11 protein-coding genes and 1 pseudogene are annotated in these 13,811 nt (G+C 34.9%); 9 read left to right on the forward strand and 3 right to left on the reverse strand.

What is annotated here, in order from left to right:
• Window positions 1-187: pseudogene (glyA, locus tag ACU1LP_RS18015) on the reverse strand (serine hydroxymethyltransferase); the annotation flags it as partial.
• A gap of 199 nt (window positions 188-386) precedes the next feature.
• On the opposite strand from glyA, the gene fahA reads away from it, so the two are divergent.
• A complete protein-coding gene (gene fahA, locus ACU1LP_RS18020; RefSeq protein ID WP_445736966.1) occupies window positions 387-1,670 on the forward strand; it encodes a fumarylacetoacetase in 1,284 nt (427 codons plus the stop codon).
• A 289-nt stretch (window positions 1,671-1,959) separates the two neighbouring features.
• Window positions 1,960-3,138 (forward strand): hypothetical protein, encoded by a 1,179-nt coding sequence (locus ACU1LP_RS18025; protein WP_445732635.1) that lies wholly within the window; start codon window positions 1,960-1,962, stop codon window positions 3,136-3,138.
• A 146-nt stretch (window positions 3,139-3,284) separates the two neighbouring features.
• On the opposite strand, the gene ACU1LP_RS18030 is transcribed toward ACU1LP_RS18025, so the two are convergent.
• Together ACU1LP_RS18030 and ACU1LP_RS18035 are read right to left on the reverse strand one after the other, a co-directional pair.
• The gene (locus ACU1LP_RS18030; RefSeq protein WP_445736967.1) at window positions 3,285-4,460 is read right to left on the reverse strand and encodes a GlmU family protein; all 1,176 of its coding nucleotides are present in this window, start codon (window positions 4,458-4,460) and stop codon (window positions 3,285-3,287) included.
• A 154-nt stretch (window positions 4,461-4,614) separates the two neighbouring features.
• Window positions 4,615-4,866 carry a type B 50S ribosomal protein L31 gene (locus ACU1LP_RS18035; protein ID WP_445732637.1) on the reverse strand — a complete coding sequence of 84 codons (252 nt, stop codon included), beginning with the start codon at window positions 4,864-4,866 and terminating at the stop codon, window positions 4,615-4,617.
• Between the two features lie 213 nt (window positions 4,867-5,079).
• On the opposite strand from ACU1LP_RS18035, the gene ACU1LP_RS18040 reads away from it, so the two are divergent.
• From ACU1LP_RS18040 to ACU1LP_RS18070, 7 genes are all read left to right on the forward strand, one after another.
• Window positions 5,080-5,610 carry a DUF4199 domain-containing protein gene (locus ACU1LP_RS18040; protein WP_445732638.1) on the forward strand — a complete coding sequence of 177 codons (531 nt, stop codon included), beginning with the start codon at window positions 5,080-5,082 and terminating at the stop codon, window positions 5,608-5,610.
• A gap of 42 nt (window positions 5,611-5,652) precedes the next feature.
• Window positions 5,653-6,603, forward strand: a complete 951-nt coding sequence (locus tag ACU1LP_RS18045) for a glycosyltransferase family 2 protein (protein WP_445736968.1) — start codon at window positions 5,653-5,655, stop codon at window positions 6,601-6,603.
• A gap of 222 nt (window positions 6,604-6,825) precedes the next feature.
• A complete protein-coding gene (locus ACU1LP_RS18050; RefSeq protein WP_445736969.1) occupies window positions 6,826-8,556 on the forward strand; it encodes a phospho-sugar mutase in 1,731 nt (576 codons plus the stop codon).
• A 68-nt stretch (window positions 8,557-8,624) separates the two neighbouring features.
• Window positions 8,625-9,299, forward strand: coding sequence for a hypothetical protein (locus ACU1LP_RS18055; RefSeq protein ID WP_445736970.1), 675 nt, complete (start codon window positions 8,625-8,627; stop codon window positions 9,297-9,299).
• 193 nt (window positions 9,300-9,492) lie between these two features.
• Window positions 9,493-10,197 (forward strand): SHOCT domain-containing protein, encoded by a 705-nt coding sequence (locus tag ACU1LP_RS18060; protein WP_445736971.1) that lies wholly within the window; start codon window positions 9,493-9,495, stop codon window positions 10,195-10,197.
• 248 nt (window positions 10,198-10,445) lie between these two features.
• Window positions 10,446-11,519 (forward strand): Fic family protein, encoded by a 1,074-nt coding sequence (locus ACU1LP_RS18065; protein ID WP_445736972.1) that lies wholly within the window; start codon window positions 10,446-10,448, stop codon window positions 11,517-11,519.
• A 43-nt stretch (window positions 11,520-11,562) separates the two neighbouring features.
• On the forward strand, window positions 11,563-13,389 hold the full coding sequence (locus tag ACU1LP_RS18070; RefSeq protein WP_445734800.1) for an ABC transporter ATP-binding protein: 1,827 nt from the start codon (window positions 11,563-11,565) through the stop codon (window positions 13,387-13,389).
• The last annotated feature ends 422 nt before the right edge of the window (window positions 13,390-13,811 follow it).

A 13,811-nucleotide genomic window follows, 5' to 3' on the forward strand; every position in this document is an offset into this window, starting at 1 on the left:
CCACCTCACAACCACCATAATAGCGTGTTCCTGGGTAGCCTTCTGCATATTTATTGGTCAATACAGAACCTGCTGCTTCCATAACTTGGTCGCTTACAAAATTCTCTGATGCAATAAGTTCAATACCATGTAATTGGCGTTCTTTCTCGGCTTGTATGAGTTCAAAAATTTGTTCGTCGCGTTGCATAAAAATTGTTTCTTGTTAAATATTCGGCAAAAATAGGAAATAGATTAGTTAAATTCATCAAAAAACATATATTTACCATTAAGTTTTTAACCAATTTATCAACGTTTAAAAGAAACCTAATTTTTTTGTGTTTTATTCCATTAGAATGAAAAAAATGTGTAGGTTTGAACATAATTCAAAAACAAACAAACATTCAGTTATGCCATTATCAGCTAACAATCCAGATAGAAAATCGTGGTTACACGTCGATAAAAACTCCGATTTCCCGATACAGAATATCCCCTTCGGTGTATTTTTAACGCGTGATGATATTATTACCATTGGAACCCGAATTGGTGATACCGCCATCGATTTGGGCGCTTTGCACCAATTGGGTTATTTTAATGGCATTCCTTTAACCGATGACATTTTTCTTCAAGACACGCTAAACGATTTTATTGCCGACGGCAGAAAAACATGGCGCGCCGTTAGAAACCGGATCGCCCAAATATTTGACAGCAACAACGATACATTAAAACAAAACAAAAGCCATAAGGAGATTGTGCTTTTCAGATTGGATGAAATTGAAATGCAATTACCAGTACAGATTGGCGATTATACCGATTTTTATTCAAGCATTGAACACGCTACCAATGTAGGTGCTATTTTTAGAGACCCCGATAATGCCTTATTGCCTAACTGGTTGCACATTCCGGTGGCGTATCATGGGCGAAGTTCTTCCATAATTCCTTCCGGCATTCCGGTTCACAGACCCAACGGGCAAACGTTGCCAAACGGTGCTGAAGTGCCCGTTTTTGGACCGAGTAACATGGTGGACTTTGAACTGGAAATGGCATTTATAACCACCGTTGCCAACGATTTAGGGGAATCCATTCCTGTTGAAGAAGCCGAAGAATACATTTTTGGCTTGGTACTATTGAACGATTGGAGCGCACGCGATATCCAAAAATGGGAATATGTACCACTCGGCCCTTTTTTGGCTAAAAATTTTGCAACGTCCATTTCTCCTTGGATCGTTACCTTGGATGCTTTGGAACCCTATCGTGTTGAGGGACCAAAACCTATAAAACCGCAATTGGATTATCTGAAATACAAAGGGAAAAAGAGTTTCGACATCAATTTAGAAGTGGCGATTAGACCAAGTGGTGCCAAAGAAACTGTTGTTTGCAAGACTAATTTCAAACATCTGTATTGGAATATGGCGCAACAATTGGCACATCATACGGTTAACGGCTGTCCTATTAATTCTGGCGATATGATGGGCAGTGGCACTATTTCTGGCCCAACGCCCGATTCTTACGGCTCTATGCTGGAACTTAGTTGGAAAGGTGAAAAACCCATTAAAATGAAGGACGGTAGCGAGCGAAAATTTGTCAATGATGATGATACGGTGATTATGCGCGGACATTGTGAAAAAGACGGTACACGGATTGGTTTTGGCGAAGTGTCCACTAAACTACTTCCTGTTTTTAAGAAAAAATAAACCGCCATTTCGGGAAATGAAGAACGAATGACTAAGTAATCTTATGAGATGTACCGTCATTGCGAGGAACGACGCAATCTCTTAAAATAGAAACTAAAAGTTTACTAAAACTCTCTTTTAACAGATTTCTTCGTCGTACCTCCTCATAATGATGTTAAATTTCATATTACAAAACCTACTTTTAACATAAATTAAATCATTTTGTCGTATTTATTAGCATTTCATCTGCTGTTTTAGTAATTTGGCACTCTTATTGGAATACCACCCAAATAAACCAAACACAGAGACCATGATTAGAACATTACTCGCCACAGTACTTATTGCTTGCATCCTATCATGCAGCACCAGCAAACAAATTGAAAAATCGTTAAGCGTTGGTAATTATGACCAAGCCATTTACGATGCTATTGGTAAACTACGCACCAATAAGGACAAAAAAGGAAAATCCGATTTTATCGTCATGCTTCAGGAGGCTTACAATAAGGCGAACGAACGCGATTTAACCACCATTGATTTCATGAAAAAGGATAACAATCCTGAAAATTACTTGCGTATTTATGATATGTATGTGGGCTTGAATCGACGTCAGGAAACCATAAAACCACTTTTACCATTGGCGATTAATGGCAGAACGGTTAAATTCGATTTAAAGGATTTTTCCAGCGACATCATCAAATTTAAAAATGATGCATCTTTACAAATCTATAACAATGCATCGGCTCTTTTAAAATCTCAAAACAAAATGGATTTCAGACAAGCCTTTGACATGTTTAAAGACATTGAAGACATCAATCCTAATTACAAAGATGTGCGAAACCTTATGGAAGTAGCTCATAATAAAGGTACTGATTTTGTTTTGGTGGATATGTTTAATGATACCCGAAAAACCATCCCAACACGATTGGAAGACGATTTGCTGAATTTTAGCACCTACGGACTCAATAATCTATGGACCGTTTACCACAACAATCCTGTTAATGAGGTAAATTACGATTACAATATGCGTGTTAATTTGAGAGACATCAACATATCGCCCGAGCAAATAAAGGAACGACAAATTATAAAAGAACAACAAATTATAGATGGCAAAAAAGATTTATTGGATGCGAAAGGCAATAAAGTAAAAGACAGTCTCGGAAAAACCATACAAGTAGATAAAATGATAACCGTACGTTGCGAATACTACGAAAGCACGCAGTTTAAATCGGTGCAAGTGGCAGGCAATGTAGAGTATGTAAACTTAAACACCAAGCAACTGGTGGATGCATTTCCGGTAACCAGCGAATTCGTGTTTCAACATATTTTTGCAACCTCACGCGGTGATAGACGCGCATTGGAAGCCACATTGCTACCTTTTTTAAATAATAGACGTGTGCCCTTCCCCTCCGAAGAGCAAATGATTTACGACACAGGCGAAGATTTAAAACAGCAGCTTAAACAGATTATAAATTCTTATAAGCCAAAATAGGTAAAAAGGCCTCGTAGGGAGCAAAGCTTAATGAAATGAACGCTGACAACTGCGACTGGATACTGGAAAATTCTTCTCTCGCAAAGGCGCAAAGGTCATATTTAAAACTAAATCCTAAGGCTGATACTGAATACTGCGACTAAAAACTACTCCCGACGGTATTTTTTGGTTTCTTCAAAAACGTGTTCTAAAATCGCTTTATCCTGATCGGTAAATTCAATATGGCGTCTCGACATAACAACTTCCGCAACTTCAAATGCTTTTTTAGTCAAATAGGTAGTAAAGCCACCGTTTCCTCCCCAGCTAAAGCTAGGAACGAAATTTCTTGGGAAACCACTCCCGAAAATATTGGCACTGACACCTACAACGGTTCCTGTATTGAACATGGTATTGATACCGCATTTACTATGATCGCCCATCATGAGTCCACAAAATTGCAATCCGGTTTTGGCAAAACTTTCCGTTTGGTAATCCCATAGCCTCACTTCGGCATAATTATTCTTTAAATTGGAATTATTGGTGTCTGCCCCTAAATTGCACCACTCGCCCAAAACAGAATTCCCTAAAAAGCCCTCGTGCCCTTTATTGGAATTCTGGAAAATTACCGAATTATTTATTTCGCCTCCCACTTTACTATGGGGGCCGATGGTAGTTGGCCCATAAATTTTAGATCCCATTTTAACAATGGCCCCATCACATAATGCAAAAGGTCCGCGAATTAAACTGCCTTCCATAATTTCGGAGTTTTTACCAATATAAATGGGTCCTTTGGTAGCGTTAAGTGTTACAAATTCCAAGGTAGCACCTTCTTCAATAAAAATATTCTCTGCAGCCATTACATTGTTACTGGAAGGAATGGGTTGTGACCTTCTCCCGTTCGTCAATAAGTTAAAATCTTCTTGAATCGCTTCTCCGTTTTTTGAGAAAATATCCCATGTATGCTCAACTTTAATAACATCGTCATTAAACTCAATAGCTTCATAGGCATCAAAATCAACTTCCTCTTGGGAATCTTTAGAAAAAAAAGCGATGACATCCTCATCTTTAAAAATGGCCTGGTTTTCTGTTAAATCCTTTATCATTTCCACCAATTCCAAGTTTGGCAGATACGAAGCGTTGATCATCACGTTTTCATCCATTTCCACCATTGGGTATTTATCTGACAAATAGTCTTCTGTAACCGTGGTGGTTGTGGAATCTAAAAATGCTTCCCACTTTTCACGAATGGTTAAAATTCCAATGCGTATATCGGCAACCGGTCGCGTAAAAGTAATGGGCAGTAAATTGTTGCGCGAAGGACCATCAAAAAGAATGTAGTTCATAAAATGGGTTTATGAGTTTATCGGTTTATAAGTTTAAAATGTTTTACTCAAAACGTAAAACTTAGTGTTAATCTATTCAAAAGTAGGCTAATTGTACAAAATAAAAAAGCCTTCAATATAAATATGAAGGCTTTGTATAATGGTTTTGATACGCTTATTTACTAAACTTAGCGTATTTGTTTTTGAATTTATCAATACGACCGGCAGTATCAATTAATTTAGATTTACCAGTGTAATATGGATGGGAGGTTCTAGAAATCTCCATTTTGATAAGTGGATACTCAACACCCTCAACATCTAAAGTTTCATTTGTAACTGCCGTAGATTTAGTTAAAAACACTTCTTCGTTAGACATGTCTTTAAACGCTACCAATCTATAATTTTCTGGATGTATACCTTTTTTCATCGTACCTATTATTTTATTCTTTTACTTTTAAACGATTTAACATCGAACATGCCTAATCATTAAAAGCTCTTATTCTTTTCAATTTTAGAAGTGCAAAAATAAGCATTTTTTACAATTGTACAATACTTTTTAATATTTTTATTTTTTAAAAAATTGTCACGAATTTGTATCTTTGGATACTTATCAATTAACTAACATATTAATCACAAAATTATGGAAAAATCTTTAAAGTCTATCGCTACTAATTACGGACTGTATTTAGGCGTTTTGTTAGCATTCTTAACAGTAGTATCGTATGCTGTAAACTTAGAATTACTAACGAACATGTGGTACGGAATATTTATTTTAGTTGCTATTATTGCTTTTGGAATTGTTTCTGTTGCAAAAACCAAACAAGCGCAAAACGGATTTGCAACGTTTAAAGAAGCTTTTACTTCCTATTTCATTACTGTTTTAATAGGTTTGGCTATCAGCACGCTGGTTTCATACTTATTGTTCAATTTTATTGATACGGAAGCAGCTACTGTTCTAAAAGAAAAAACAATTGAAAAAACGGTAAGCATGATGGAAGGTTTTAACACCCCTAAAGAAGTGATTGCTCAAGCTGTTGAAAATATTGAATCTCAAGATCAATTTTCAATATTGAACATTTTAAAAGGATTGGCCGGTTACATAGTGTTATTTAGTATTATTGGACTCATTGTTGCCGCCGCCATGAAAAAAAGTAATCCTGACACGGAATAAATTCTGTATTTTTGAAGCAACAACTTTTTGAAAGCTTTATAAATGAATATATCAGTAGTTATACCGCTACTTAACGAACAAGACTCATTAACGGAATTACATGATTGGATCGCAAATGTGATGCAATCCAATCAGTTTTCTTATGAAATTATTTTTATTGATGATGGCAGTACCGACGATTCTTGGAAGATAATCTCCCAATTGGCATCTACAAACAAAAGCGTTAAAGGCATTCGGTTTTTAAAGAATTTCGGAAAATCGCAAGCGCTTCATGCGGGTTTTGAAAAAGCCATGGGCAACGTGGTTATTACCATGGATGCCGATTTACAGGACAACCCAGACGAAATTCCCGAGCTATATAATATGATAGCTAAAGATGGGTTCGATTTGGTTTCGGGCTGGAAAAAAGTACGTTATGACTCTGTGGTATCCAAAAACTTACCCTCAAAATTGTTCAATTGGGCGGCGCGAAAAACTTCTGGCGTCCATTTAAACGACTTTAATTGTGGCTTAAAAGCATACCATATAGATGTGGTTAAAAACATTGATGTTAATGGCGAAATGCACCGCTACATTCCCGTTTTGGCAAAAAATGCTGGCTTTGGCAATATAACCGAAAAAGTGGTGCAGCACCAAGCGCGTAAATATGGTGTTACCAAATTTGGCGTCAACCGCTTTATACACGGCTTTTTAGACCTGATAACCATTTGGTTTTTGTCCCGTTTTGGCAAACGTCCCATGCATTTATTCGGTTCGCTGGGGTTTATCATGCTAACCATCGGTTTCGGTTTCGCCCTCTATCTGGGCATCGATAAATTGTACCTAAACCCAAGTGGAAGGCTTTTAACCCAACGTCCTCAGTTCTACTTATCGCTTTCTACCATGATAATTGGCACACAATTTTTTGTAGCAGGATTTCTAGGCGAAATTATTTTACGAACCAAAAAAGATAAAAAACTCTATTTGGTTAAAGAGGAATTGAATTTAAATTAATAAATTTAAAAAAGTTTCATTTTGAGTTCGCCTTATGCGTTAGGGATTACAGCGGCATCCTTTTGGTTTTTCTTAAAAAAACCAAAAGATACAGCGGAAAGCCCGACCCGGTTCCTGAACTTGTTTCAGGATAAAGGTAACGCCCAACTTCAAAATTACGACTTTTACAAAATTATTTTATCGCAATTGTTTACTTTTGAAACCATATACTTTTAAGACATTATGATACACATTGAACCAAAAATTTTAGAACGCATCAACACTTGGCTAACCCCCACTTTTGATGAAGAAACTCAATCTATTATTAAAAATAGTATTGCAAGCAACCCTAAAGACATTCAGGAAAGTTTTTATAAAGACCTGGAATTTGGAACCGGTGGTATGCGTGGTGTTATGGGTGTTGGTACCAACCGCATCAATAAATACACGCTTGGAAAAAGCACGCAAGGCTTAAGCAATTATCTTAAAAAAGCGTTCCCCAACGAAACCCCTAAAGCGGTTATTGCTTACGATTGCAGACATAATAGCAAAACACTTGCAAAAGTGGTGGCGGACGTGTTTTCGGCTAATGGTATTGAAGTCTATTTGTTTGAGGATTTACGTCCTACCCCAGAATTATCGTTTGCCGTAAAACATTTAAATTGCCATTGTGGTATTGTTTTAACGGCTTCACACAATCCGCCGGAATATAACGGTTATAAAGTGTATTGGCAAGATGGCGGTCAATTGGTACCGCCTCAGGATAATGAAATTATAAACGTGATTGATAACTTAAATTATACCGATATAAAATTCAATCCCAACAATGCCTTAATACATTATATAGGTAAAGAAGTTGACGATGCTTTTATTACGGAATCTGTAAAAAATGCCAGTTTTAACACCTCAAAAGAAGCCAAGGATAATTTAACCATTGTTTTTACATCGCTTCACGGTACATCCATTACCGCAGTTCCAGAAACCTTAAAACGTGCAGGATTTAAAAATGTGCATATTGTAAAGGAACAAGAAGTGCCTGATGGCGATTTCCCAACCGTGAAATCCCCAAACCCCGAGGAACCCGCAGCCTTAAAAATGGCTTTGGAACTGGCTGAAAAAGTAAATGCCGATATTGTTATTGGTACAGACCCGGATTGCGACCGTTTGGGTGTTGCGGTACGGAATTCAGAAAACAAATTACAGTTGCTTAACGGAAATCAAACCATGTTAATGATGACCGATTTCTTATTAAAACATTGGAAAGCTACTGGAAAAATTAAGGGAAAAGAGTTTATTGCTTCTACCATCGTTTCTACACCTATGCTTAATAAATTAGCCGATTCTTATGGTGTTGATAGCAAAATTGTATTGACTGGTTTTAAATGGATAGCTAAACTGATTAAAGATTTCCCAGAACTTGATTTTGTTGGTGGTGGCGAAGAAAGTTTCGGTTACATGGTGGGCGATTTTGTTCGTGATAAAGATGCGGTGACCTCCACCCTTTTGGCATGTGAAATTGCAGCACAAACAAAAGCCAATGGCAGTTCTTTTTATGATGAACTTTTGAATCTTTATGTGAAACATGGTCTTTACAAAGAAAAATTGGTGTCGTTAACTAAAAAAGGGATTGAAGGTGCACAAGAAATCACTCAAATGATGATTGATGCACGCGAAAATCCGTTTAAAGTGGTTAATGGCTCTAAAGTTTTAAAAATTGAGGATTACGATTTATCCATTTCAAAAAACATACAAACCGGGAAAGAGAGTACACTTGATATTCCGAAATCCAACGTGATTATATATTATTTGGAAGGTGGCAGTCAAGTGGCTTTAAGACCGAGTGGTACCGAGCCAAAAATAAAATTTTATGTGAGTGTGAATACGGATTTGAAATCGAAAGCGGATTTTGGTAAAACAGAGGCGCAATTGGATGCTAAAGCTGATGCGATTTTGAAGGATATGAAGTTGATTTGATTGGGTTTGGTTTTTTTTATGGGCAATAGGTAATAGGTGTAAACGTGTTGGAAACAAACTGAAAAAAAATGAGCGAAGACAAAAAAAAGAACCAAATTGATATTTTCAAATCAGTAAAGTCGGATGCCTTAAATGAATTGACACCTGAGATTTTGGAAACTGGTTTTGATTTACTCATTGAATCAGAAGCTTTAAAAGACATACCTGTATTTGGAATTGGATTTAAAACTTATAGTATTTATAAGAAAATAACGGAATCTTTTTTTACGAAAAAACTACTAAAATTTCTATATGAATTAAAAGATATTCCTCTATCGAAAAGAGAGGGATTTATTGCGGAACTTGAATCGAAAAATGAAACGGAGAAAGCTGGAGAGAAACTGCTAGTAACTTTGAATAGATTAAATGAAGTTGACAAAGCCACTATAATTGGAAAACTGTTAAAGAAAGCTATTTTAGGTAAAATCACATTCGATAACTTCAAAAGATTAACTCATATAATCGACAATACTTATTTGGAAGATTTGGAATCACTTAAAAATAACGAGTATTTACGAAACATAAATGATGACATAAAATCAAATCTTCATCAAGTTGGTTTGTTAAATCAATCAATTAAAGATAACAGAAAACACGAAGAATATAAATTTAAGCAAACTGGAAGTAGAGAGATAATTCCCGCTACCTTTGAATATAAACTGAATTCTTACGGTAGAATTTTAATCGAAAATGGATTTGACTAATATTAATAAATGCTGTGTATTCTAAATTCGTCTAAACATTTGGATGCAGTCTATTTTTTTTCCGTTTGGTTATATTTTATAAATTAGTTACTTATCCACGCGATTAATACACAAATACGTTTTGGATGATTCTACAAGCCATAACGTTAGAACAAAATGATAAAAATAAATTAGGGATAAATAAGAGTTAGATATGGATTTTTTTACAATTTTAATAATAGCAGTAGTTATTGGATTTTTTATTGGAATAGTCATAATAGTTAACAATGTTCAGCATAAAAATAAGTCTAAAGAAGTTTTTAAAAACCTTCCAAATTTTAATGCAACCGATAAATATCTTTCAACTACATCAGGGGTGTCTATTGGTTATGATAGTAATAGAAAAAAAATATGCTTATTGGTTGACCATAAAGGAAAATTATATGAATACAAAGATATTATTCAAAGTGAACTTGATATTGATGGAGAAACTGTATTAAAACAATCAATAACTGGAACACTTGGGCGTTCACTTGTTGGAGGTGTTCTTGGTGGTGGAGTAGGAGCAATTATTGGAGGAACTACAGGTTCAAAAAAAGGAAAAGAGAAAATAAAAAATATCGACCTAAAAATAACTGTTAATAATGCTCAACATCCTGTATATCGCATAAATTTCATGAATACCGAGACAGAAAAAGGAAGTTTTATTTATAGCATGGGTTATGTAGAGGCAGAAAAATGGCACGGTATTGTTACAACTCTAATTAAACAAGCAGAAATAGAACAGAATAATGTAATTCAAACTTCCCCAAATTCACAATCGGTTGCTGATGAACTTCTTAAATTAAAGAATCTATTAGATTCTGAAGTTATTTCACAGACAGAATTTGATGCTGAAAAGAAAAGACTTTTGAATTAATAAAAGCCTATAACACCGTATAAAAATACTAACGGTTTTTTTGCTTGTTCCAAAATTGTTTTTGTGCTTGCTTGCTTCCGATTTTTCTTCTTAAAAATCCTAATTGACAAAAACATTATGCATACCATATTCATAAAATAACAAAAAACCTCAAATTTCTTATCACATCAAAAAGTTATGATAAGAAAACGCGATTATCTTATCATAATGAATTACATTTGTAAAGAAAATTTGCTTTTCTATACATAATGGAAACTGGACACTTAAAAAAATTACCTCTAAAGCAAGACGTTGAAACGAAAAAAGTTCTGAAAAAACTAGCTTCGGCGCATAGGGCTTTGGCGGAGTTAAAAGGCATTGTTTCCAGCATCCCTAACGAACATATTTTGATAAATACTTTAGGACTCCAAGAGGCTAAAGATAGTTCTGCTATTGAAAATATCATAACAACCCACGACGACATATTTAAAGCCGAGTTAAATCTTGAAGGATTTAAATCTTCAAATGCAAAAGAAGTTCAAAACTATATTTCAGCATTAAAAAAAGGCTTTGCTTTTATTAAAAAGAAAAACATATTAACAATAAATGACATCATTGCCATCCAATCAGAATTAGAGAAAAACAATGCTGGATTCAGAAAAGTTCCGGGAACTGCCTTAAAAAATGCAACAACTGGAGCCGTTATATATACGCCTCCCCAAGATTACGACACCATTTTAGATTTAATGGGAAATTTGGAACTATACATCAACGATGAGAGTATGTCCGAATTCGATACCTTAGTCAAAATGGCCATAATTCATTTTCAGTTTGAAAGTATCCATCCTTTTTATGATGGAAATGGAAGAACGGGGCGCATTATCAATGTTTTATATTTAGTAATGAACGATTTGTTGAATTTACCAATTCTATATTTAAGTCGTTATATTATTGAACACAAAGCCGATTATTATAGCTTTTTACAGGAAGTTAGAGAAACCGATAATTGGGAAAATTGGATTTTATACATGTTGGAAAGTGTGGAACAAATCTCGAAAGAAACCATTGTGCTTATTGGAAAAATAAGAGATTTAATATATGAATATAAAAATATTTTGAGAATGGACTACAAGTTTTATAGCCAAGATTTGCTAAATAATTTATTTAAACATCCCTATACAAAAATCGAGTTTATTGAAAACGATTTAGGGGTTTCAAGAATTACAGCTTCAAAATATTTGAATCAATTGGCAAACGATAACATTCTTAAAAAAGAAAAATTAGGCACCGGAAATTATTATGTTAACGAGAAATTAATTAAAATTCTAACTCTAAAAGATTAGTTACTTTTGCCAAACCGTTTTTTAAACAGACAAATCCAATTTAATGAAACAATTTTTTAATATTTTAAAATATGCCAAACCATATAAAAAATATGCTTTGGGCCATATTTTATCAAACATTCTGTATGCTTTATTTGGCGCATTATCGTTTGTTGCATTAATACCGATGCTCGATATTTTATTCGAAAAAAACCAAGCAAAACCCATAGTTAAACCTATTTATGAAGGTATTTCATCGTTAAAGGATTTTTACAAAGATTATCTTTCCTATCAAGTAAACCTGTTTGCAGAAAACGATCCTCAAAAGGCATTGCTTTTAGTGGTGTCTTTAATTATAGGTTTATTTCTCTTAAAAAACATTTTCGGTTATTTGGCCAACTATTTCATGGTTTTTTTAAGAAATGGTGTAGTACGCGATTTACGGAATGCCGTTTACAAAAAAACAGTGGAATTACCATTATCCTATTTTTCTGAACAAAAAAAAGGAGATATTATGTCGCGGGTAACAAATGATGTTGCCACCCTTCAATATTCCATGTTACCTGTATTGGAACTTATAGCCAGAGAGCCTTTAACGATTATTTTCACCATCATCATGATGGTAATCATAAGCGTAAAATTGACCTTGTTTGTTTTTGTCTTTATCCCCATATCGGGAATCATAATTTCTAGAATAGGTAAAAGCTTAAAAGGGAAATCCGATCGGGTTCAAAAAGAATCAGGCATTATTTTATCCATTTTAGAAGAAACCTTGACCGGATTGCGCATTATCAAAGGTTTTAATGCCGAGGAAAAATTTGATATTAAATTTCAGGAATCCTCTATGCGTTCTTACCACTTTTCAAATAAATTGTTCAATCGTCAAAATTTAGCATCACCAGCCAGTGAGTTTTTAGGGATTTTGGTCATTTCCATTTTATTATGGTATGGTGGGCAATTGGTACTTGTAGATAATTCCCTTGACGGCAGTTCTTTCATTGCCTATATGGGGCTCGCCTACAATATTATGGTGCCTGCAAAAGCCATTTCCAGAGGGCTTTACAATATTAAACAAGGTGATGCTGCCGCAGAGCGCATCCAGGAAATTATTGATACCCCCAATCCTTTAAAAGATAAAGAAAATGCGCTTGTTAAAACTGGTTTCGATTCAGAGATTGTGTTTGACAACATTTCTTTTAAATATGAAAATGAATACGTTTTAAAGAATTTTTCGTTGACCATTCCCAAAGGAAAAACCGTAGCGTTGGTGGGGCAATCCGGAAGTGGAAAATCTACCATTGCCAACCTTATCACTCGTTTTTATGATGTGAACAAAGGACGTATTTTAATTGACGGCATTGATATTCGCGATTTAACCACAAAATCTTTACGGGATCAATTGGGCATTGTAACCCAAGATGCCATTCTTTTTAATGAGAGTATTAAAAACAATCTTAAAATAGGAAAAGAAGAAGCTACGGATGATGAAATCATCGAAGCCCTAAAGATTGCCAATGCTTGGGAATTTGTTAAGGAGTTACCCAACGGCATTGAAACCAATATTGGTGATTCTGGAAATAAATTATCGGGCGGACAAAAACAGCGTTTAAGTATTGCACGCGCTGTACTTAAAGGCCCACCTATTATGGTTTTGGATGAAGCAACCTCAGCATTGGATACGGAAAGCGAACGCTTGGTACAGGTAGCTTTGGAAAACATGATGAAAAACAGAACCTCCATCGTTATTGCCCACAGGCTTTCCACCATTCAAAATGCGGATGAAATTGTGGTTTTGAATAAAGGTGAAATTGTTGAAAAAGGAAAACATTCCGAACTCATAGTGGAAAATGGTGTTTACAAAAAACTAGTGGATATGCAAAGTTTTGAATAGTAAGCAGAGTTTCATACTTGTCCGGCAAAGAACCAAGACCGCTTCGCTAGTTTAACTAATGACTGGCTCTTAAACATTTTTATCGAACTACAATGGCAGAAGTTATAAAACCAAAAAAGGATAGAGATTTGGGGCTGCTATCCTTTTTTTTGTCCATTGTTAGATTTGGGGCAAACTAACAACATAAGTAGGTTTCTGTTACAAACATATACCAAAAAACCCTAACGTACAAGAAAAAATGTATTTAATCGTATTTTTAATGTATTTTATCGATTATATCTTTATAATTTATTGATTTTCAGCTATTTGATTTTTAACAAAAAATATGGAAAAAATCGATTAAACTGTAACTAATCAGTTTTCAAACTGAAATTCATTTTTAGCGATAAGTTTCAACGCTTCTGATACGTTCATTCCATTTT

It is taken from the genome of Mariniflexile sp., assembly GCF_052728615.1.

Coding starts and splice junctions, on each gene's coding strand:
- ACU1LP_RS18030 (WP_445736967.1), bottom strand. CDS start 4,460: ATGAACTACATTCTTTTTGATGGTCCTTCGCGCAACAATTTACTGCCC.
- ACU1LP_RS18035 (WP_445732637.1), bottom strand. CDS start 4,866: ATGAAAAAAGGTATACATCCAGAAAATTATAGATTGGTAGCGTTTAAA.
- ACU1LP_RS18025 (WP_445732635.1), top strand. CDS start 1,960: ATGATTAGAACATTACTCGCCACAGTACTTATTGCTTGCATCCTATCA.
- ACU1LP_RS18055 (WP_445736970.1), top strand. CDS start 8,625: ATGAGCGAAGACAAAAAAAAGAACCAAATTGATATTTTCAAATCAGTA.
- ACU1LP_RS18040 (WP_445732638.1), top strand. CDS start 5,080: ATGGAAAAATCTTTAAAGTCTATCGCTACTAATTACGGACTGTATTTA.
- ACU1LP_RS18060 (WP_445736971.1), top strand. CDS start 9,493: ATGGATTTTTTTACAATTTTAATAATAGCAGTAGTTATTGGATTTTTT.
- ACU1LP_RS18045 (WP_445736968.1), top strand. CDS start 5,653: ATGAATATATCAGTAGTTATACCGCTACTTAACGAACAAGACTCATTA.
- fahA (WP_445736966.1), top strand. CDS start 387: ATGCCATTATCAGCTAACAATCCAGATAGAAAATCGTGGTTACACGTC.
- ACU1LP_RS18065 (WP_445736972.1), top strand. CDS start 10,446: ATGGAAACTGGACACTTAAAAAAATTACCTCTAAAGCAAGACGTTGAA.
- ACU1LP_RS18050 (WP_445736969.1), top strand. CDS start 6,826: ATGATACACATTGAACCAAAAATTTTAGAACGCATCAACACTTGGCTA.
- ACU1LP_RS18070 (WP_445734800.1), top strand. CDS start 11,563: ATGAAACAATTTTTTAATATTTTAAAATATGCCAAACCATATAAAAAA.